We start from the raw sequence: 21,059 nt of genomic DNA on the forward strand, positions 1-21,059 counted from the left end.
TCCTGATTTATCAGTGTTGTGCGTTGCCGCACCGTCCTATCGGGTCGTCGTATCTCTCAGAAATCCTGGCCGGGCTTTTCGGCAGTCTTGTCAGCGTCCGCCATCCGGTATCGGACCAGCATCTGGCTACGTGACAGGAATGACTTGCTCGCCGGGCCCGCGAGCAGGGCAGCATGTATCACATTTGACCGGGTCAGTGCCAAATCCAATTCTAACGATTTCAACGCGGTGACGACGGGAATCTGCGGCTTGGCGCCGCGATTTCCGGCATTTTGACGCGCCAGCATGTCCAATTTGCGGATTCCGTCCGCGGCCCCGTCGCTGGCGTGGATCAGGACCCCGGCCGTGCCTTCCCGAAGGGCGCTTTCGACCTTGCCGAAGCCGGCCACGACCTGACCCGCTTTGGCGGCGATCCCAAGGGCTTCCGTCACGCTCCGAACCAGGAGCGCCTCGATATCGGCAGGAAGCGTCTGAGGGATGCGCAGCTCGCGCTTGAAGGCCTTGCTAAATTGGTGACGCCGGACGGCTTCCGCAACCACCCCGCGTGAGGCGGTGAGCCACATGCCGCGTCCGGGCAGCTTGCGCTTGAGATCTGGAACTACGTCGCCTTGCGGCGAAATGACGAAGCGGATCAGCTCGTCGATCGGCCGGACCTGCCGACTGACCGCGCACATCCGCATGGTCGCGGACCTTTCGGTCCGCGGGCCATGGTCGAGTTCGGGGTCAGTATCGGTGAGCATCCGGGCGACATTCTCCTTTGCCCTTAAGCCGGCTGATCTTCGGTGGCTTCAGCCTCCTCGGCGGGCTTGGCCAGATCGGCCTCGGTGATCCAGCCGGCCTTGACGCGGGCCTGCATGATCATCGCCTCGGCATCGTCACGGGAGATGTCGATACCGTCGAGCGCGCCGGGGAACTTGGTCTGCTCGCCGCCTTCCTTGCGTTCGGTCCAGCCGACCAGATCGTCGGTGGCGCAGCCGGCGAGGTCGTCGACCGTCTTGATGTCGTTCTCGCCGAACTTCACCAGCATCTTCGAGGTGACGCCGGGCACGTCCTTGACCGCGTCCTCGACACCGAGCTCTTTGCGCCTGGCCTCGATCTCAGCTTCCTGCTGCTCGAGATATTCGCGGGCACGGCTCTGCAGTTCCTGCGCGGTCTCCTCGTCAAAACCTTCGATGCCGGCGAGTTCCTTGAGGTCCACCATGGCGAGTTCCTCGACCGAGGTGAAGCCTTCGGACGCCAGCAGCTGGCCGACCACTTCGTCGACGTTGAGCGATTCCATGAAGACGCGGGTGGAGTTCTCGAAGTCGGCCTGGCGGCGCTCCGATTCCTCCTGCTCGGTCAGGATGTCGATGTCCCAGCCGGTGAGCTGCGAGGCCAGACGCACGTTCTGGCCGCGGCGGCCGATCGCCAGCGAAAGCTGGTTGTTGGTGTCGGGCACGACCACTTCGATGCGCTCGCGGTCTTCGTCGATGACGACCTTGGAGACTTCGGCCGGCGCCAGCGCGTTGACCACGAAGGTCGCGATGTCGGGCGACCACGGAATGATGTCGATCTTCTCGCCCTGCAATTCGTTCACCACGGCCTGCACGCGCGAGCCGCGCATACCGACGCAGGCGCCGACCGGATCGACCGAGGAATCGCGGGAAATCACGCCGATTTTTGCGCGCGAGCCCGGATCGCGGGCAACCGCCTTGATCTCGACGATGCCGTCATAGATTTCCGGCACTTCCTGCGCGAACAGCTTCGCCATGAATTGCGGATGGGTGCGGGAAAGGAAGATCTGCGGACCTCTCGTCTCGCGGCGGACGTCGAAGATGTAGGCACGGACGCGGTCGCCGTTGCGGAAGACTTCGCGCGGCAGCATCTCGTCGCGGCGGATGATGGCTTCGCCGCGGCCGAGGTCGACGATCACGCTGCCATATTCGACGCGCTTGACGACGCCGTTGACGATGTCGCCGATGCGATCCTTGAATTCCTGATATTGCCGGTCGCGCTCGGCCTCGCGCACCTTCTGCACGATGACCTGCTTGGCCGATTGCGCGGCGATGCGGCCATATTCCAGCGGCGGCAGGGTGTCGGCGATGGTGTCGCCGACCTGGGCACCGGGATTGGCGCGTTGCGCGTCCACCAGCGAGATCTGGTTGGAATGGTTTTCGACCTTCTCGACCACCAGCATGTGGCGCGACAGCCGCAGCTCACCCTTCTTCGGGTCGATCTCGGCATGAACGTCAGTTTCGCTGCCGTAACGGGCGCGCGCCGCCTTGGCGATGGCGTCCTCCATCGCCGCGATGACGATGCCGCGGTCGATCGATTTCTCGCGCGCAACGGCATCGGCGATCTGGAGCAACTCAAGTCGATTGGCGCTGACTGCCATGGCTAGTCTCCTTCGTCAGGCTCGATCTCGCCCCGTCGCGCGCGTTCGGCGGCCAGGCGATGCTTCTTCGTATTGGTCGGGGCCGGCTTCTTCTTCGGCCTGGTGTTCTTGGTGGTCTTTTCGCTGATCTTGGCGTGCGGCGCCTGCGGCGGCTCCAGGCCGAGATCCCGGCGCATCTGGCGCTCCTCGGCCTTGCCGCGGCGCATCGATTCGGCGATCAGCTCGTCGGTCAGCACCAAGCGGGCCTCGCCGATATCCTCCATCGTCAGGAGCACGTCGGGATCATCGCCCGCCTTGACGTCGTCGCGACGCAGATGCACGCGGTCGCCTTCGACGGGACCGATCATGCCGCGGAACCGCTTGCGCCCCTCATGGGCAACCGCCATCTCGATCTTCACCAGATGGCCGGAATAGCGCTCGAAATCGGAACGGCGGACCAGCGGCCGGTCGATTCCCGGCGAGGAGATTTCCAGCCGGTAGGCGCGATCGATGGGGTCGGCAACATCGAGCACAGGCGACAGCGCCCGCGAGATCGCCTCGCAATCCTCGAGCTGCATCGAGCCGTCCGGCCGCTCGGCCATGATCTGCACGGTGCAGCCGGCTTCCCCGGAAATGCGGATCCGCACCAGACGGTAGCCCATGCCCTCGAGCACCGGTGCTGCGACCGCGGACACACGTGCTGCCACGCCCGGCTCGACCACGAGCCTCGGCTCGGCCAGCAACTCGGCATCCGTGGAACCAGTGTTCGGTTCGGTCATATCAGGGGTCAAGGCGCTCGATGGTTAAGGCTTGGTTACGATTTTCAAAGCCCGCTTCGGAACTTCCCGACAGCGCGTCGGGCCGCATCTTCCGCCAAGCCGCGTTCGGGTAATAAAAAAGAGCGGGTCCTTTCGGGCCCACTCTCACTACGCGGATCGTATGAGAAGATGAATTGGCGCTGATATAGCGCTTTCTGTCCCCCCGGACAAGGCCCATCGCGGGCCAGACGAGGCTTTTTGCGCCCGATTCGCGGCGCCCCGGGCCTAACGCTTCCTTCACCTCGGGGGGCTAAATTCCCTGATTGTGGGGCGGCTTGGACCAAGGGCGCACCCGCGGCGTGCCCTGTTCGAGTAGCGTTTTCATGACCGTTGCCACGTCGCTCATTCCCGGACTGGACGATATCGTCAAACGCGGCGATCCGCGACGACGCGGCGAAATCGCGCGCGCCATCTCCGAATTGTTCTTCCAGGATTCCGCCAATCTTCGGCCCGAGCTCATCGATCTCTTCGACAACCTCCTGATCGATCTCGTCCCGCATGCGGAGCTTGCCTCGCGCGTCGACCTCGCCGAGCGCTTCTCGCACCTGAACAACGCGCCGCCGCATCTGGTCAATCAACTCGCGCGCGAGAACGAGATCATGGTGGCCGGCCCGGTGCTGCGCCGCTCGCCCGTGCTCGATGACGCCGCACTGGTCGAGATCGCGCGGCTGAAGGGCCAGGGGCATTTGCTTGCGATGACGGAGCGCCCCGCTTTGTCTCCCGTCATCACCGACGTGCTGGTGGAGCGCGGCGATCGCGACGTGGTGCGCCGCGCCGCGGGCAATGCCGGTGCGGTGTTCTCGCCTGGCAGCTATTCCGAGCTGATCAAGCGTGCGGCGCAGGACGGTGTGCTGACGCTCAAGATCGGCCAGCGTCGTGATCTCTCGGGCGAGAACCTGAAACAGCTTCTCGACGGCACGCTCGACGTCATCCGCCGCCGGCTCTCCAGCGTGGTCAATCCCGCGCGCCAGGTCGAGATCAAGCGCGCGATGGTGGCCATCGAGGAGGCCACGCTGCCGCCGGGACCGCGGCGCGATTTCTCCGCGGCCCAGCGCACGGTGCTGGTGTTGCATCGCGAGGGCCATCTCGGCGAGAGCGCGCTGCTCGGCTTCGCCAAGGCGAACAAATACGAGGAATCGATCGCCTCGCTTTCGGCGATGTCCGGCGTTCGCCTCTCTGTGCTCGACCGCCTGATCGCAGGCGACCGCTACGACCCGATCCTCATTCTCGGCCGCGTGCTGAATCTCGGCTGGCCCACGGTGCGCGCGCTCATCCTGCTCTGGTACGGTCCGCATCGCACGCCGGCCGATGCCGATATCGAGGCCGCGCGCGTGAACTTCACGCGCCTGATGCCGACGACCGCCGAGCGCGTCGTCAATTTCTGGCGCAACCGGCAGACGATCTAGAGTCGTCTGAACCGCAAATACGCAGCCTTCCGTCCTTCGCGCGCGGCCTTCCGGCCGTAGCGCGTCATGGTGTAGCCCGCCCATGGCTGCCTGAAATCGTCGGCGCGTTCGGCCAGCCAGACGAAATCCTGCGAACGCGCAAGATGCGACAGCGTCCAGGCGCAGTAATCGTCGATGTCGCAGACGAAGCGGAATTCGCCGTTCGGCTTCAGCACGCGCGCCATCGCGGCGATGGTCCTGTCCTGGACGAAGCGCCGTTTCCAGTGCCGCCGCTTCGGCCAGGGATCGGGATGGATCAGGTCGATCCGCGACAGCGATGCCTTGGGCAGCCAGGCCAGCAGCTCGGCGGCATCGCCCGCGAACAGGCGAATGTTGCCGATGTTGGCGGCCTCGATCTGCGCGAGGATCTTGGCCATGCCGTTGACATAGGGCTCGCAGCCGATGAAGCCTGTCGTGGCGAAGCTCTGGGCCTCGGCCGCGAGATGCTCGCCGCCGCCGAAGCCGATCTCGAGCCTGACATCGTCGGCGGCGGGATCGAAGATCTCGTTTGCATCCGCCGGCGTCTCACCGTCGATGTCGAGCGCCAGATGCGGCAGCAGTTGACCGATCAGCTCGGCCTGATGCTGCCTGAGCTTGTGCCCCTTGCGGCGTCCGAAGAACGCGCGCTCGCTGTCATCGCGACCGGGCTCTGATTTGCGCTCGCTCATCGCAGCGTCTGGTACAGGCGATGGAGCAGCCGCGCGCGCGGCGCGAGCGACGAGATATAGAGCTGCTCATAATGAGTGTGCGCGCCCTTGCCGTCGACGCCGAGGCCGTCGAGCGTTGCGGTATGGGCCGCGGTGAAATTGCCGTCCGAGCCGCCGCCGGTGTGGGTGTCGACCAGATCGAAGCCGATCTCGCCGGCGAGTGTCTTCGCGTGCTCGTACAGCGAGGCGCCTGCGTTGCTCTTTTCGTAGGGCGGACGGTTGAGCTCGCCGGTGACCGTGACGGTGACGCCGTCGGTCTTGGACGTCAGCCCAAGAATCTTGCCGACGAACTCCTCTGCGTCCTTGAGGCTCAGCACGCGCAGATCGACCTCGGCATAGGCCGCTTCCGGCGTGACGTTGGGACGCGTGCCGCCACGCACCACGCCGACATTGACGCTGACGCCGCGTGTCAGGTCGTTCATCCCTTCCAGGGCGAGGATGACGTTGCCAAGCTCGCGCACGGCGCTGCGGCCATCTTCCGGCCGCGAGCCGGCATGCGCGGGCACGCCCTTGATGAAAACCTTGAAGCGCCCGACGCCCTTGCGCCCGGTGACGATCTTGCCGCCGTCGCGCGCCGGCTCCGTCACCAGCACGTATTTGGCCCTGCGCCCTTCCGTCTCGATGAGTGCGCGCGAGGTGGGACTTCCGATCTCCTCGTCGGAGGTGAACAAATGCGTGATGCCGAGCGGCGAGCGATCGGCTGTGGCACACAGCGCGGCAAACGCGTGATGGGCGATGTAGGCGCCGCCCTTCATGTCGTAGATGCCGGGGCCGTACGCGACGTCGCCTTCGACCTTGAACGGCAGACGTTCGATGAATCCCATGGGATGGACGGTATCGAGATGGCTCAGCACCAGGATGCCCGGCCGGTCCTGCCCCCAATTCGAGCGCGCCATGAGATGATCGCCGCAACCATCGACGCCGGCGACGCGTTCGAGCGTGACAGGCAGATCGCGGTATTGCTCCGCGACCATTGAGATCAGCCTGTTGACCTGTTCGGGCGCTTCCGTCGGCGTCTCGACCTCCACCCAGCGGCGGATGCCATCGAGAATAGTTTGAGAATCGAACCAATTGGAGCTGGCCATGGACGCATCTGTGCCTTTGAATCGCATCATCGAAGCGGACGCGCATCAAAGCGCGGCCACAAATGACGACATAGGCCAGATTTGACGCGGTCTCAAATCGCCATTGCGCTGGCGATCAGCGCTTGTCAGGACCTTCGCGAGCCGCAATCTGCTCGACGAGATCGACGATCGAGCGGCGCATCTTCGAATCGGTGATTCGCGTGAACGCCTTGGTCAGTGCAAGTCCTTCGGACGTCGCGAGAAAGTCCGACACATAGGAAGGCGAGGCGCCTTCGCTGAAGCCATCCGGACCCGGCACGCCGCTCGGGCCGCCCTCGAACAGGAACGACACCGGCACCTGGAGAATTTCGGCGATCTGCTGGATTCGGCTCGCACCGACCCGGTTCGTGCCCTTCTCGTATTTCTGGATCTGCTGGAAAGTCAGGCCCAAAGCTTCACCGAGCTTTTCCTGGCTCATGCCCAACATGATGCGGCGCATACGCACGCGACTGCCGACATATTTGTCAACAGGGTTGGGCGCTTTCGACATTTCCTCAGCCCTCCAAACACCACCTTCAGCGCAATCAACTGGAGTGCCTCAGGTGCAAGCATCGTCAAATCAGACCCTCTTATTGGGAAACATTGCGGAGAAATTTAGCAATGCCCACTGTCTTTTGCAGCCGGTGCAGAATGGGGAGCCCATGTGCAGTCTGTCAACCGTGGGACTACGGTTGTCAAAAGTTTCCGGCCGCCTCCGCGGCGACGGCGCGATCAGGCCTTCCGCTTGGTGACACGTCGGCGGACCGCCAGAATCACGGCCAGCGCGACGAGCATGGCGGCCGGCACATCGCCAACCCGCGCATAGACGGTCGGTGATATCGCGGCAGGCAGGCTTGCATCCAAAATGCCTTCGATGCCGAGACCGAGGCTGGCGACGGTGCGGCCCATTGGATCGATCACCGCAGAGATACCGGTATTGGCAGAGCGGACCAGCGGCAATCCCAGCTCGATCGCGCGCATGCGCGACTGCTCCAGATGCTGATAGGGGCCGGTCGAGATGCCGAACCAACCGTCATTGGTGAGGTTCACGATCCAGCCCGGACGTTCGTTGCGTCCAGCCACCTCGCCGGGAAAGATTGCCTCGTAACAGATCAGCGGTAGCGCGGGCGGCGCGCCGGGCACCTGCAGCGCATGCCGCACCGTGCCGGGAATGAAGCCGCCGCGCACCCGCGTCAGTTGCTCGAAGCCGAGCTTCTCCATCAGTGCCTGGTAAGGAAGAAATTCTCCGAACGGCACCAAATGCAACTTGTCGTACACTGCGAGCACGCTGCCGTCGTGATCGATGACGTAGATCGAATTATAGGCACGCGTGATCGGCGTGCCGCGCGGCAGGTCGGGCGCGCGGACCGACCCCGTGATCAGCACCGTGCCCTTGGGCAGAAGATCGGCGATCTGTGCCATCGCGTCGGCTTCGCGGGTCAGGAAGAACGGAAATGCGGATTCCGGCCAGATCAGGATGGTGGCGTCGCGCACGCCGGTCGATTGCGGGCCGGAGGCGCGGTCCGACAGCGCCAAATATTTTTTCATCACCTCCGACTTGGCGGCGTAATTGAATTTGGCGTCCTGCTGCAGGTTCGGCTGCATCAGGCGCAGCTTGGCGCCTGAGACCATCGTGGTCGGATGCAGCGACAGGCGGATCGCGCCGAAGATGCTCATGACAAGCAGGAGCGCGATTGCAGCCGCCGGCACCCGCCACGCCAGGCGGCGATCGGGCGTGCGGTCGATCAGCGTCGCGGGGCTCGCGAAGATCGCAACGGTCAGGAACGTCATGCCCCACAGGCCGACCAGCGAGGCCGTCTGCGCCAGCGGCAGCGGCTCGGACAGCGCATAGCCGAACGCGTTCCAGGGAAAGCCGGTCAGCAGGTGGCCGCGCAGCCATTCGCTGATTGTGAGGCTTGCCGCAAGTGCAAGCACGCGCGTCGCGTTCTTGGTCCAGAGCAGCCGCGCCAGCGCAAAGCCGATCGCCGTGAAGATGGACAGATAGGCCGGCAGGCCGAGCACGGCGAACGGCGTCAGCCAGGCGAACACGTCGGCCTCGACGAAGAAGGCGTAGCCGATCCAGTAGAGGCCGGGGACGAAATAGCCGAGTCCGAACCAGTAGCCGGTCAGCGCCGCGGCGGGGACGCCGCGATAGCGTCCGGCGCCGGCGCCGTCAATCAGCCAGACCAGCACCGGGAAGGTGATGAACAGCACCGGGAAGAGGTTGAACGGCGCCAGCGCCAGCACCGACAGCGCTCCGCACCCCATGGCGATGACGGCGCGTTTCCATCCCCAGGCAAGGATGATGGCAAGCGCAATCTGCCGAAGTCGCTGGAACGGGCTCACTGTTGGCCGGTCCCGTCGCTTGGCGGCGGGCTGGGCGTGTCATTGGCCGGCGATGGACCGCTGTCCGGCGCAGCCTCGCGGCGTCGGCTCTCGCGCTGGGTGCGCGGCGCGGGACGCTCCTTCCGCGTCGAGATGCGCAGCCGCTTGACGCGGCGCGGATCGGCATCGAGCACCTCGATCTCGTAATTGCCGGGACCCGAGATCACCTCGCCGCGCACCGGCAGGCGCCCGACGAAGCTGACGAGATAGCCGCCCAGCGTCTCCACTTCCTCGCCGGCCTCGCCGGTGACGAAATCCTCGCCGATCACCGAGCGGACGTCGTCGAGGCTGGCACGGGCGTCAGCGATGAAGGCATTGTCGGGCAGCCGCACGATCGACGGCGGCTCGTCGCTGTCGTGCTCGTCGTCGATCTCGCCGACGATCTGCTCGACGATGTCCTCGAGCGAAACCAGCCCGTCGCTGCCGCCATATTCGTCGACCACCAGCGCGAGGTGAATGCGCGTGGCCTGCATCTGCGCGAGCAGGTCGATCGCCCGCATCGACGGCGGCACGTAGAGCAGCTTGCGGATAATGCGCGCTTCCTCGAGCGGCAGCGCGAGATCGACGGCGCGGAGGTCGAGCCCGGCCGGCAGCGGCTTCTTGCGCTTGGTCTTGGTGGCTTCCGGCACGCGCGCACGCGCGGTCATGAAGGCGAGCAAGTCGCGGATGTGGACGATGCCGACGGGATCGTCGAGCGTCTCGTTGTAGACCACGAGGCGCGAATGGCCGGCGCTCTCGAAGCGGTCCATCAACTCGCCGAGCGGGATGTCGCGCTTCACCGCGACGACGTCGGCGCGATGGACCATGACGTCGGCGATGCGGCGCTCGTGCAGACCGAGGATGTTGCGCAGCATGGTGCGCTCGACCGCCGAGAAGCCGGTGTCGTCGGGCGTGGTCGCATCGAGCACGACCTGGAGGTCGTCGCGCACCGATCCCGCCTTCCAGCCGAACAGCGTGCGGATGGCGCGCAGGAGCCAGCCATCGGCGGTCGGGCGTATCACCTCGCCCTGGGTCACTACGGCCGGCAGATTGGCCGTGTGGCGTGGGTTGTCGTGAATCGGGTCGGAGTCCGGCATCTCAGTGCGTCCCTGCGCGGTCTGCATAGGGATCGGGAATTCCAAGGTGAGCCAGGATCTGCGTCTCCAGGGCTTCCATCTCCTCGGCGTCGCCGTCGTTCTCGTGATCGTAGCCGATCAGGTGCAGGAAGCCGTGCACGGCGAGATGGCTCAAATGGTGGTCAAACGGCTTGTGTTCCTCGTCCGCCTCGCGCCGCATGGTCTCGTAGGCGATCGCGATATCGCCGAGCATGCGCGGCGCATCGCCCGGCTTCCACTCGCCCTCCTGCTGGAGTGCGGGAAACGACAGCACGTTGGTAGGCTTGTCGATGCCGCGCCAGTTGCTGTTGAGGGTGCGGATGCCGGCATCATCGGTCAGCATCACCGCCACTTCCGCGTCGGCGACGTCTTCGTCGACACTCTCGGCGGCGGCCGCAACCGCGCGCTGGATCACGGCTTCGGAATTGGGCTCGCGCTGCCAGCAATCGGCGACGACGAGGACCTCGGTCATGGGAAGGTTCGGATGTGACATTGTCTTTGTTCGGAACGATGAGGCGCCTTCATCCGCGTCCTCTGGGTCCGGCTGTTGCCTCGTCAGGATTTGCCGGCGGCCGGCCGCTGCGGCGAGCCTTCGTAAGCGGCGACGATTCGGGCCACGAGTTCGTGGCGGATCACGTCCTCGGCTTTGAAATGAACCTGGGCAATGCCCTCGACGCCGCCCAGGAGGCGGGTCGCTTCGGCCAGGCCCGAGGTCTGGCCGTTCGGCAGGTCGATCTGCGAGGGATCGCCGGTCACGATCATGCGGCTGTTCTCGCCGAGGCGCGTCAAAAACATCTTCATCTGCATCGACGTGGTGTTCTGCGCCTCGTCCAGGATGATGGCGGCGTTGGTGAGGGTGCGGCCGCGCATGAAGGCGAGCGGCGCGATCTCGATCTCGCCGGTCTGGAGTGCGCGCTCGACGATGCGCGCATCCATGAGGTCGTAGAGCGCGTCGTAGATCGGGCGGAGATAAGGATCGACCTTCTCGCGGAGATCACCGGGCAGGAAGCCGAGCCGCTCGCCGGCTTCCACCGCCGGCCGCGACAGGATGATCTTGTCGACCTCCTTGCGCTCGAACAGCTGCGCGGCATGTGCGACCGCGAGCCAGGTCTTGCCGGTGCCGGCAGGGCCGATGCCGAACACGAGCTCGTGGCGCTTCAGCGCGCGGATATAGGAGTCCTGGGCGGCGGTGCGCGCGCGCACCGGACGCTTGCGCAGATTGATGCTGTCGAAGGTCGCCCCTTTGGCCGATTTGGCGTCGAACTCGAACAGCGAGCCTTGCGCGATCACGGCCCGGATGGCGCCCTCGACCTCGCCCTGGTCGAGATCCTGCCCCTTCACGGCCTGCGCGTAGAGCATCTCCAGCACGCGGCGTGCGGCGTCGCAGCCGTCACGCGTGCCGCCGATCGTGATGTGGTTGCCCTTGGAATCGACGACGACGCCGAGCCGCCGCTCGATCTGCGCCAGATGCTGGCCGTAGGGGCCGACCAGCGCGGAAGCGGCGCGGTTGTCGTCGAAGTCGATGACGACCTGGGTCTCGGGCGGAACTTGCATGTCGCGGTCAAATTTGCGGCTGGGAGCGAGAGAAGACGAATCCGATGCGCTTTTTGGCAAGGGTTCAGGCTCCGATGGCTGGCGATAAAGCGGGCTCGTGCGCCCCACGCGGCGTCACGAGCTCACCGAGAAAGCTGTAGCGTTCGAGGCTGTCGATCCTGACAGGCAGGATGTGTCCGATGATGTCGGGCGAGGCCATCACATGGGCGGGCTGCAGGAATGCGGTGCGGCCGACGATCTGGCCGTCCTTGCGGGCCGGACGCTCGAACAGCACATCGACCGTTGAGCCAATCGCGGCCTTGTTGAAGGCCGATTGCTGGCTGTCGATCAGTTCCTGGATCCGCTCCAATCGCTGGTCCATCTCGGCGGGGGACACCGTCTCCTGCATGTCCGCGGCCGGCGTTCCCGGCCGGGCGGAGTATTTGAACGAATAAGCCGCAGCGTAGCCGATTTGCGTGACAAGCGCGAGGGTGGCGAGAAAATCTTGCTCGTCCTCGCCGGGGAAACCCACGATAAAATCTGATGAAAAAGCAATGTCTTGCCGCGCGGCGCGGAAACGGTCGATGACCCGCCGATAATCATCGGCGGTATGTTTCCGGTTCATGGCCGCCAGAATGCGGTCCGAACCCGATTGCACCGGCAGGTGCACGAACGGCATCAGGGCACCGAGATCGCGATGGGCGGCAATCAGGCTGTCGTCGACGTCGCGGGGGTGGCTGGTCGAATAGCGCAGCCGCGCGATGCCGGGAATTGTCGCCAGATGCTCGAGCAGCCTGCCGAGCGGCCAGGTTTTCCCGTCCGGTCCCTCGCCATGATAGGCGTTGACGTTCTGCCCGATCAGCGTCAGCTCGCGCACGCCGTTGTCGGCGAGCCGCTTCACATCGTCGACGATCTTGGCGACAGGGCGCGAGACTTCCGAGCCGCGCGTGTAGGGCACGACGCAGAAGGTGCAGAACTTGTCGCAACCTTCCTGCACCGTGACGAAAGCGGAAATGCCGCGCGCCCGGATCGCGTCGGGCTTGGGTTGAGCCAGGAAGCCGAACTTGTCCTGGGCCGGAAACTCGGTCTCGATCGCGCGGCCTTCGTTGCCGGCGCGCTTCAGCAGCTCCGGCAGGTGATGATAGCTCTGCGGTCCGACCACGACATCCACGACAGGCGCGCGGCGCACGATCTCCTCGCCCTCGGCCTGCGCGACGCAGCCGGCAACCGCGATCTGCATCGCTCGCCCGCCGCGCGCAGCCTCGTCCTTGGCGACGCGCAATCGGCCCAGCTCCGAATAGACCTTTTCGGACGCCTTCTCGCGGATGTGGCAGGTGTTGAGGATGACGAGGTCGGCGTCTTCAGCGCTGGCCGTCTCAACGAATCCTTCCGGAGCCAGCGTGTCCACCATGCGCTGGGCATCGTAGACGTTCATCTGGCAGCCATATGATTTGATGTGCAGCTTGCGCGGCGGCGTCATGGAACCTGGAATGGAGGTGGAGGACGGCCTTCAAATATAGGTTGGAGGGACGAAAATCCAGCGAATGGAGCCTCTTGAGCCGTTATTCCGGGGCGCGACGCAGTCGCGAACCCGGAATCCGGGAGGTTTTGGGCGAGATTCCGGGTTCACGCCTCCGCGCGTGCTCCGGAATGACCGGGAAGAAGCCCCTCAGCCCGCCAGGACATCCGCGCCGACCCGGCGGACCAACTCCGGCAATTGATGCATGTCGGCAAAGGTCAAGTCAGCGCCGGCCTGACGCAGGGTCTCGGCATGGCTTTCCCCGCAATGGCTGCCCCCGTAAAAGCCGAACACCGTCATGCCGGCGGCCCGGGCGCCGGCAATTCCGGCCAGGCTGTCCTCGATCACGACACAGCGCTCGGGCGGCAGGCCCATTTCGTTCGCCGCGAACAGGAACAGGTCCGGCGCCGGCTTGCCGTTCCTCACCTGCGAGGCCGAGAAGATATTTGGCGCGAGACGTTCGTAGAGGCCGGTGCTTCCCAGGCTCACGCGCATGCGCTGATGCGAGCCGCTAGAGGCGACGCAGACGGCTTGCGTGACGACATCAAGCACATCGCGAATGCCGCGGATCGCCTCGAGGTCGGCCTCGAACGAGCGGAACAGCTCGTCCTGCAGATCGTCGTGATAGGCCTCGGGCAGCTTGCGGCCAAGCTCGGTCTCGATCTCCAGATTGGCCTGCCGCGTTGAGCGGCCGAGGAAACGTTCGAACACCTGCTCCGAGGTGATCGGATAGCCGTGCCGCGTCAGCGCATCGGCATGGGCGCGACAGGAGATCACCTCGCTGTCCACGAGTACACCGTCGCAATCGAAGATGATGAGGTCTATCGGCACTAAGGCATGATCCGGAAAAGTGTGTAGCGGTTTTCCCGCGCGACAAACGCGAAACGCGTTTGCGCGGAGATCATGCCACTCAAGACGTCGGCTTGTCGTCGTCGAGCGGGACGCAATAGAGCTCGAGCCGGTGATCGACCAGCCGGTAGCCGAGCTTGCGGGCGATTTCCGCCTGCAGCTTCTCGATCTCCTCGGAGGTGAACTCGATCACCTTGCCGTCGCGCAGATTGATGAGGTGATCGTGATGGCTGTCGCGCATCTGCTCGTAGCGCGCGCGGCCCTCGCGGAAATCATGGCGCTCGATGATGCCGGCATCCTCGAACAGCTTGACGGTGCGATACACGGTCGAAATCGAGATCTTGTCGTCGACGGCAACGCAGCGACGGTACAGTTCCTCGACATCGGGATGATCGATCGCCTCCGCGAGCACGCGGGCGATGACACGGCGCTGCTCGGTCATGCGCATGCCGGTGGCGGCACAGCGCGCCTCGATGCCGGACGCCTTGGACGCGGAAGAAGGTTTCAGTGCGGTCATAGTTTGTCTGCCTGGCGGGGGCGCTTTCTGCCACCAATGTTACGACAAGTCACGTCGCATCAGAAGGGCGTTCAATTGTTCCCCGTTCGGCTGCTTATAGTAGCGTTCGCGGCGCCCGACCACCACGAATCCGGCCCTCTCGTAGAGTCGCCGCGCCGGCTGGTTATTTTCCTCAACTTCGAGAAATATTGTGCGCACGCCGCGCCCCGCGAGGTGGCCGAGATGGGTCATCAGCAGCGTGCGGGAGAGACCGCGGCCGCGATAGGCCTCGTCCACCGCGATCGAGAGGATTTCCGCTTCATCCGCCCCGATCCGCGACACCGCAAATCCGACGGTCCTGCGGCCGAGGCGCAACCGGTGCACCAGCGTGTTGCGCTCACTGAGCATGCTCTCGAATTCGCCCTCGCCCCAGCCGCGCGCGAAGGAGGCGCCGTGAAGCTGCGCCAGCTGCGCGGCGTCACGCACGGATGCGGGCTCGACGGCGGCGGTGCCGCCGCGCCACCATTCCGACAGCCATCTCATCATGGGGTCGCGGCTTGTGCTGCGAATGGCGGCTGTGCCGCCGGCTTGGCATCGGGCGCCTTCAGATAGAACGGCCGCGCCGGATTCGTCGCGGGATCGGCGGCAGCGCCGAGCCATGCGACCCAGCCGATATCGGGCGCGGGCTGCGCGTCGACCGCGACCGGCTGCGGGACATCCTTCGGCCAGCGGTCGGCGAGGATGTTTGCGGCATTGCCGACCAGATGCGGCGCGCCGAATTGCGAGGCCGCGATCGCCTCGTCGATGGGAGCGACGCTCGGCCGCACCAACTGGCTGCCGTCGCCGGCGACGATCTGGAAATAGACATGGTCGTGCCGCGCGTCGATTGCAGAGATCACGGGTGCCGATTTGCTCTGGCCGACGATGGCGGCGGCATAGGCCGACAAGGTGGTCAGGCCGATCGCCGGCCGCTCGGCCGCAAGCGCAAGGCCGCGCGCCGCCGAAATGCCGACGCGCAGGCCGGTGAAGCTTCCGGGGCCGATAGTGACCGCGATGCGGTCGAGCGAGGTGAAGGCGAGATTGGCCGATTGCATGACGCGCGCGATCATCGGCATCAGCGCCTCGGCGTGACCGCGCTTCATCAGAAGCTGCTCCTGCGCAACGAGCTCGGCCGTTTCGGTGTCGAGTACGGCGACGGAGCAGGCGTCGAGCGCGGTATCGATGGCGAGGATCAGCATGGACAAGCGAATGGCGAGTGGTGAATGGCGAACAGTCTAGCGAACCAGGCGCCGATACGCCATTCGTCACGCACGATTTGCAGGCCTCCGATATGACTTACTTCGTAGGGTGGTCAAAGGCGCACTTGCGCCGTGCCCACCACCTTTATCTTATGGCAGAAAAGGTGGGCACGCTTCGCTTTGCCCACCCTACGGCACCTACGATGCCGCGCTTACATCGGCCGGACTTCGACCACGTCGGGCACGAAGTGCTTCAGCAGGTTCTGGATGCCGTGCTGGAGGGTCGCGGTCGATGACGGGCAGCCGGAGCAGGCGCCCTTCATGTTGAGATAGACGATGCCGTCCTTGAAGCCGCGGAAGGTGATGTCGCCGCCGTCATTGGCCACCGCCGGCCGCACGCGGGTCTCGATCAGGTCCTTGATCATGTCGACCGTTTCGGCATCGGCCTCGTCGAAGAACTCGTCCTCGTCGTCGAGATCGGCATCGCTGTGCGCTTCGCCTCCGGCGAGCAGCGGCGCGCCGGACATATAGTGCTCCATGATGGCGCCGAGGATCGCGGGCTTGAGCTGCTGCCATTCACCGTTCGCCTTGGTCACGGTGATGAAGTCCGATCCGTAGAACACGCCGGTGACGCCGGGCACCTCGAACAGCTTTTCGGCCAGCGGCGAGCGGGCGGCGGCTTCGCGGCTCGCAAACTCCATCGGGCTGCCGTCGACCACGACGCGGCCCGGAATGAACTTCAGCGTGGCGGGATTGGGGGTGGCTTCGGTTTGAATGAACATGGTTTTCTCCAGACGTCGCCGGTTCAAGGCCGGCGCGTGCTCTATCCACTAGCAGATGGCGACGGAGAACGCACGATCAAGGGGATGTGAGATATTAGTCTATGAATTTCAGAGGGTTGGCTTCGCTTTACCCTCCCCTGGAGGGGGAGGGTCGATCGCGCGCAGCGCGAGCGAGGTGGGGTGATCTCTCAACACGGGCAGTGTGCGAGGTGGACAGACCGTCACCCCACCCCGCTACGCATTCCACTTCGCTGCACGCGTAGCGACCCTCCCCTCCAGGGGAGGGCAAGAAGAGCAGCAGCCTACGATAGCGAATCCACGCTCTGGTCGCTGAGCGCGCCGGAAATGATGGTCACGGGAATCGGGAAGGTTCCGACCGCGTGGGCCAGCAGCGCGACCAGGGGGCCAGGCCCTTCCGCGCCCGGATTGGCGGCGAGCACCAGCATGGCGATATCAGGGTCCTCGTCGATCACCGCCAGCAGTTGCTCCATCGGCACACCCTCGCGGATCACCCGCTCCGGGGTGATTGCGGCGATGCCGTTGGCGCGGCCGGCGGCACGGTCGAGCGCGGCCTCCGCCGCTTCCTGCGCTTCGGCGCGCATGATGTCGGCGACCCCCAGCCATTCCTGGCTCTGCTGTTCGGGTTCGATGATGCGCAGCATCACTACGCCGCCGCCGGCGCGGATCGCCCAGCGGCTGGCATAGTAGACCGCGCGATCCCATTCGGCGGTGTCGTCGACGACGACGAGGCATTTGGGCTTGTGACCCGGCTCGAAGCAAAGGCGCTTGCTGGTCATGCATCTCCCGGCATGTGCACGGCCGGCATGCTGCCACACTCCCGCAGGGTTGGGGAGAGGAGATGCGGCCGGCGCACTGCGCCGACCGTCTCTATCGTCGGCGGATGAAGCCGACGATGTCCTTGGAGAGCTTCATCGTCTCGTCGGCGATGGCGCGGGCCCGGTCGGAACCTTCATTCAGGATCGAATCGATATGGCCGGGGTCGGCGACGAGGCGCTTCATCTCGCCGGCGATCGGCGCCAGCTTGGTGACGCACAGCTCCGCCAGCGCGTTCTTGAAGCTGGAGAACTGGCCGCCGCCGAATTCGCGCAGCACGTCCGCCTTGGGGCGGCCGGAGAGCGCGGCGAAGATGCCGACGAGGTTGTCGGCCTCCGGCCGGGCTTCCAGGCCCTTCTCCTCTGACGGCAACGGCTCCGGATCGGTCTTCGCCTTGCGGATCTTCTGCGCGATGGTGTCGGCATCGTCGGTCAGATTGATGCGCGAATTGTCCGACGCATCGGACTTCGACATCTTCTTGGTGCCGTCGCGCAGGCTCATCACCCGCGTCGCGGGGCCCGTGATCAGGGGTTCCGGCAGCGGGAAGAACAGCCCGTCATTGGCCCCGAGGTTGCGGATCGAGTCGCCAAAGTCGTTGTTGAACTTCTGCGCGATGTCGCGCGAGAGCTCGAGATGCTGCTTCTGGTCCTCGCCGACCGGCACATGGGTGGCGCGATAGAGCAGGATGTCGGCCGCCATCAGCACGGGATAGTCGAACAGGCCGACGGAGGCATTCTCGCGGTCCTTGCCGGCCTTTTCCTTGAACTGGGTCATGCGGCCGAGCCAGCCCATGCGCGCGACGCAGTTGAAGATCCAGGCGAGCTCGGCATGGCCGGAGACCTGGCTCTGGTTGAACACGATGTGCTTCTTGGGATCGATGCCGCTCGCGATGAACGCCGCGGTCACCTCGCGGGTGTTGCGCGCGAGCTCGGCCGGCCCGCCCCAGACGTCCACCCCTTGCGTGATCGCGTGCATATCCACGACGCAATAGATGCAGTTGTGGGTTTCCTGCATCTTCACGAAGTTGACGATGGCGCCGAGGTAATTGCCGAGATGCAGATTGCCCGTCGGCTGGACGCCCGAAAAGACCCGTTCAACGAATGGCATGGTAAGCCTTCCCATAGGTATTCGGCCGTCGTTTCCAACAGCAGCGCTGCCCCGTCAAGGGCAATTCGCAAGCGCAGCCCGTTCAGGCGGGCCGCTTCAAGGCGGCAGCCGCCTCGCGCCACGAGGCCGCGCCCAGGATCTGCAGCAGCAGGCCATAGACCGCGATGCCGGCCCCGATCTGCAGGCCGAGCACGACGAAGCGGATGAAGCCATGCGCGTCTGAAGGCACAAGGCCCGTGGTCAGCCAGAGCAGGGCGCCCATGGCGGCTGCGGCGAGCACGATCCGCGGCAGCCGGTTGCGGGCAGCAGTGTCGACCGAGAAGCCGAACTCCCTGGTGCCCTTCCGAAGCAGCGAGAGCGCGCCACTCCAGGCGCCGGCCGCGATGCTCGCCGCGATCCCGCTGGTGCCAAAGAAATGGCCGAGCAGCACGGCGAGCACGACCGCGACCACAAAGCCTTTGGCCGTCGCCAGCAGCGGCGTCATCGTGTCGCTGCGGGCATAGAAGGCCGGCGACAGCGCCTTGATCAGCACATGGGCCGGCAGACCCAGTGCCAGCCACATCAGCGCGTGCGCGGTCGCCATGCTGTCCTCGGCGCCGAAAGCGCCATGCTCGAACAACAGCCGCACGATCGGCTCGGCCAGCACGATCAGGCCGAGCATGGCGGGGAGTGCCAGCCCGGTCGCAAGCTCCAGCGCGCGCGATTGCGCGTGCGCCACCGTATCACGGTCGCCGCCACTCACCGCGCGCGTCAGCTCCGGCACCAGCACGGTGCCCATGGCGACGCCGACGATGCCGAGCGGCAGCTCGATCAGGCGGTTGGCGAAATAGAGCCAGGACACCGCGGACGGCGTCGCCGATGCGATGATCGCGCCCGCGACCATCAGCCATTGCGGTCCCGAGCTTGCGATCATGCCGGGGATCGCCTTGGCGAAGAAGCTGCGCATCTCCTTGTCGAAACTAACGCGCAGAGACGTGGCGAGGCGCGCACTCCTCTGCGACAGCAGCATCAGGAGCTGCAGCAGGCCGGCGATGCCGACCGTGGCCGCCAGCAGCCACGCGGCGAAGCCGGAATCAGCGTGCCAGACCAGCAGCAAAGCGATCGCGGCGATCAGCGCGATGTTGAACAGCAGGGGCGAGAATGCCGTGAGTGCAAAGCGTCCTTGCGCGTTGAGCAGGCCCATCAGCACGGTGACGGGACCGGCGAAGGCGAGATAAGGCAGCATCAGCCGCGCGTTCTGGACCGCGAGATCGAGCGTGCCGGCACCGAGAAAGCCGGGCGCGATGACCGTCATGATCAGCGGCATCAGCAGGGCAATGCCGATCGAGATTATGATCAGCGCCGCGCTGACCGTGCCGAGCACGCGCCCGGCGAACGCCGCCGCAGCCGCCGGGCCGTCGCGGTCACGGATGCGCAGCCAGGCCGGGATCAGCGCCGCGTTCAGCGCGCCTTCGCTGAGCAGCCGGCGCACCACATTGACCAGCTGGAAGGCGGCCAGGAATGCGTCCGCCACGGCGCCGGTGCCGAGCAGCGCCGCGATCAGGGAATCGCGGGCAAAGCCCAGCAGCCGCGAGGCCAGTGTTCCCGTCGAGACGGTCAGGAAGGAGCGGATCATCGGCTCTTTATCATACCGTTGCTTGCTCGCGCAGGCCCGGTCGTGATAGGCCGCGAGCCAGATTTCGGGATGACAGGAAGCGGATTTCCGCAGGGTTCGCAATCCGCCAAACAGGATCAAGGTGAATGGCTGACGTGAAATATGACGTTCTCGGCATCGGCAACGCGCTGTTCGACGTGCTGGTCAGGACCGACGAGGCCTTTTTGGGCAAGCATGGCATGACCAAGGGCAGCATGTCCCTGATCGACGAGGCAAGGGCGGCCGCCATCTACAAGGACATGGGGCCGGCCACGGAAGTCTCGGGGGGATCTGCCGCCAACACCATCGTCGGCATCGGCAGCTTGGGGGCACGTGCCGCCTATGTCGGCAAGGTCAAGGATGACCAGATCGGCAAGCTCTATGTCCATGACATCCGCGCTGCCGGCGTCGCCTTCAACACGCCCGCCGCGCAGGACGGCCCCGCCACCGGCTGCTCCTACATCCTGGTCACCGGTGACGGCGAGCGCACCATGAACACCTATCTCGGCGCCGCGCAGGATCTTTCGCCCGCCGACATCGATCCGGCCGAGATCGCCGCCGCCGGCATCGTCTATCTCGAGGGTTATCTCTGGGACCCCAAGAACGCCAAGGACGCCTTCGTCAAGGCGGCCAAGATCGCCCATGATGCCAAGCGCAAGGTGGCGCTGACGCTGTCGGATTCCTTCTGCGTCGATCGCTATCGCGACGAGTTTCTCGCGCTGATGCGCAACGGCACCGTCGACATCGTCTTTGCCAACGAATCCGAGCTGCATTCGCTCTACATGACCTCGGATTTCGACACCGCCCTGAAGCAGCTGCGCAACGACGTCAATCTCGGCGTGGTCACCCGCAGCGAGAAGGGCTGCGTCGTGGTGACACCGACCGACGCCGTCGCAGCCCCGGCCTCGCCGGTCACGAAACTGGTGGACACGACCGGCGCCGGCGATCTCTTCGCAGCGGGCTTCCTCTACGGCCTTTCACGTAACCTCGCGCACAAGCAGTGCGGCGAGCTCGGCGCGCTCGCGGCCGCCGAAGTGATCCAGCACATAGGTGCGCGTCCGCTTGTGTCGCTGAGGGAGCTGGCCCAGCAGCGCGGGCTGACGGTTTAGGGAAGTCGCGCACCGCCTCGCTGTCATCGCCCGGCTCGACCGGGCGATCCAGTA

The 21,059-nt window shown here is 65.3% G+C and carries 21 protein-coding genes; 2 read left to right on the forward strand and 19 right to left on the reverse strand.

Annotated elements, in window-relative coordinates; genetic code table 11:
• Window positions 1–56 precede the first annotated feature (56 nt).
• The 3 genes from GGD65_RS36595 to rimP are packed head-to-tail and all read right to left on the reverse strand — an operon-like array spanning window position 57 to window position 3,132.
• Complete coding sequence (locus GGD65_RS36595) at window positions 57–740, reverse strand: RNA-binding protein (protein WP_018319417.1); 684 nt, start codon at window positions 738–740, stop codon at window positions 57–59.
• 23 nt (window positions 741–763) lie between these two features.
• Complete coding sequence (gene nusA / locus GGD65_RS36600) at window positions 764–2,374, reverse strand: transcription termination factor NusA (protein ID WP_018319418.1); 1,611 nt, start codon at window positions 2,372–2,374, stop codon at window positions 764–766.
• A 2-nt stretch (window positions 2,375–2,376) separates the two neighbouring features.
• The gene (gene rimP / locus GGD65_RS36605) at window positions 2,377–3,132 is read right to left on the reverse strand and encodes a ribosome maturation factor RimP (protein ID WP_018319419.1); all 756 of its coding nucleotides are present in this window, start codon (window positions 3,130–3,132) and stop codon (window positions 2,377–2,379) included.
• 362 nt (window positions 3,133–3,494) lie between these two features.
• Between rimP and GGD65_RS36610 the strand changes: the two genes are divergently transcribed.
• A complete protein-coding gene (locus tag GGD65_RS36610; protein WP_179732629.1) occupies window positions 3,495–4,577 on the forward strand; it encodes a DUF2336 domain-containing protein in 1,083 nt (360 codons plus the stop codon).
• Here GGD65_RS36610 and trmB read toward each other — a convergent pair.
• The 16 genes from trmB to murJ all read right to left on the reverse strand — a co-directional run bounded on the left by trmB (window position 4,574) and on the right by murJ (window position 19,878).
• Window positions 4,574–5,284, reverse strand: coding sequence for a tRNA (guanosine(46)-N7)-methyltransferase TrmB (gene trmB / locus GGD65_RS36615; RefSeq protein WP_183238346.1), 711 nt, complete (start codon window positions 5,282–5,284; stop codon window positions 4,574–4,576). The genes GGD65_RS36610 and trmB overlap by 4 nt on opposite strands.
• Window positions 5,281–6,438 carry a M20 family metallopeptidase gene (locus GGD65_RS36620; RefSeq protein ID WP_183238347.1) on the reverse strand — a complete coding sequence of 386 codons (1,158 nt, stop codon included), beginning with the start codon at window positions 6,436–6,438 and terminating at the stop codon, window positions 5,281–5,283. Before GGD65_RS36620 ends, trmB begins: the two co-directional genes overlap by 4 nt.
• An 85-nt stretch (window positions 6,439–6,523) precedes the next feature.
• The gene (locus GGD65_RS36625; RefSeq protein ID WP_018319423.1) at window positions 6,524–6,937 is read right to left on the reverse strand and encodes a helix-turn-helix domain-containing protein; all 414 of its coding nucleotides are present in this window, start codon (window positions 6,935–6,937) and stop codon (window positions 6,524–6,526) included.
• Window positions 6,938–7,158: 221 nt separating this feature from the next.
• Window positions 7,159–8,772 (reverse strand): apolipoprotein N-acyltransferase, encoded by a 1,614-nt coding sequence (gene lnt / locus GGD65_RS36630; protein ID WP_183238348.1) that lies wholly within the window; start codon window positions 8,770–8,772, stop codon window positions 7,159–7,161.
• Window positions 8,769–9,887 (reverse strand): hemolysin family protein, encoded by a 1,119-nt coding sequence (locus GGD65_RS36635; protein WP_246783532.1) that lies wholly within the window; start codon window positions 9,885–9,887, stop codon window positions 8,769–8,771. Before GGD65_RS36635 ends, lnt begins: the two co-directional genes overlap by 4 nt.
• 1 nt (window position 9,888) lies before the next feature.
• Window positions 9,889–10,377: an rRNA maturation RNase YbeY gene (gene ybeY / locus GGD65_RS36640; protein WP_246783533.1), complete on the reverse strand. Its 489-nt coding sequence runs from the start codon at window positions 10,375–10,377 to the stop codon at window positions 9,889–9,891.
• 83 nt (window positions 10,378–10,460) lie between these two features.
• Complete coding sequence (locus GGD65_RS36645) at window positions 10,461–11,459, reverse strand: PhoH family protein (RefSeq protein ID WP_018319427.1); 999 nt, start codon at window positions 11,457–11,459, stop codon at window positions 10,461–10,463.
• Window positions 11,460–11,523: 64 nt separating this feature from the next.
• Entirely contained in the window at window positions 11,524–12,918 is a 1,395-nt protein-coding gene (gene miaB, locus GGD65_RS36650) for a tRNA (N6-isopentenyl adenosine(37)-C2)-methylthiotransferase MiaB (RefSeq protein WP_018319428.1), read from the reverse strand.
• A gap of 189 nt (window positions 12,919–13,107) precedes the next feature.
• Window positions 13,108–13,788, reverse strand: a complete 681-nt coding sequence (locus GGD65_RS36655; RefSeq protein WP_183238351.1) for an HAD family hydrolase — start codon at window positions 13,786–13,788, stop codon at window positions 13,108–13,110.
• A gap of 79 nt (window positions 13,789–13,867) precedes the next feature.
• Window positions 13,868–14,323, reverse strand: coding sequence for a Fur family transcriptional regulator (locus GGD65_RS36660; RefSeq protein ID WP_018319430.1), 456 nt, complete (start codon window positions 14,321–14,323; stop codon window positions 13,868–13,870).
• Window positions 14,324–14,362: 39 nt separating this feature from the next.
• Entirely contained in the window at window positions 14,363–14,848 is a 486-nt protein-coding gene (gene rimI / locus GGD65_RS36665) for a ribosomal protein S18-alanine N-acetyltransferase (RefSeq protein WP_018319431.1), read from the reverse strand.
• Window positions 14,845–15,540, reverse strand: a complete 696-nt coding sequence (tsaB, locus tag GGD65_RS36670) for a tRNA (adenosine(37)-N6)-threonylcarbamoyltransferase complex dimerization subunit type 1 TsaB (RefSeq protein WP_183232246.1) — start codon at window positions 15,538–15,540, stop codon at window positions 14,845–14,847. Before tsaB ends, rimI begins: the two co-directional genes overlap by 4 nt.
• A 212-nt stretch (window positions 15,541–15,752) precedes the next feature.
• On the reverse strand, window positions 15,753–16,322 hold the full coding sequence (locus GGD65_RS36675) for a NifU family protein (protein WP_018319433.1): 570 nt from the start codon (window positions 16,320–16,322) through the stop codon (window positions 15,753–15,755).
• Window positions 16,323–16,624: 302 nt separating this feature from the next.
• Window positions 16,625–17,119: a universal stress protein gene (locus GGD65_RS36680; protein WP_026202179.1), complete on the reverse strand. Its 495-nt coding sequence runs from the start codon at window positions 17,117–17,119 to the stop codon at window positions 16,625–16,627.
• A gap of 91 nt (window positions 17,120–17,210) precedes the next feature.
• A complete protein-coding gene (gene trpS / locus GGD65_RS36685; RefSeq protein ID WP_018319435.1) occupies window positions 17,211–18,263 on the reverse strand; it encodes a tryptophan--tRNA ligase in 1,053 nt (350 codons plus the stop codon).
• A gap of 82 nt (window positions 18,264–18,345) precedes the next feature.
• On the reverse strand, window positions 18,346–19,878 hold the full coding sequence (gene murJ / locus GGD65_RS36690) for a murein biosynthesis integral membrane protein MurJ (RefSeq protein ID WP_183238352.1): 1,533 nt from the start codon (window positions 19,876–19,878) through the stop codon (window positions 18,346–18,348).
• 125 nt (window positions 19,879–20,003) lie between these two features.
• Between murJ and GGD65_RS36695 the strand changes: the two genes are divergently transcribed.
• Window positions 20,004–21,005, forward strand: a complete 1,002-nt coding sequence (locus tag GGD65_RS36695) for an adenosine kinase (RefSeq protein WP_183238353.1) — start codon at window positions 20,004–20,006, stop codon at window positions 21,003–21,005.
• Window positions 21,006–21,059: the final 54 nt, after the last annotated feature.

The organism is Bradyrhizobium sp. CIR18 (assembly GCF_014198295.1).
GTDB lineage: Bacteria > Pseudomonadota > Alphaproteobacteria > Rhizobiales > Xanthobacteraceae > Bradyrhizobium.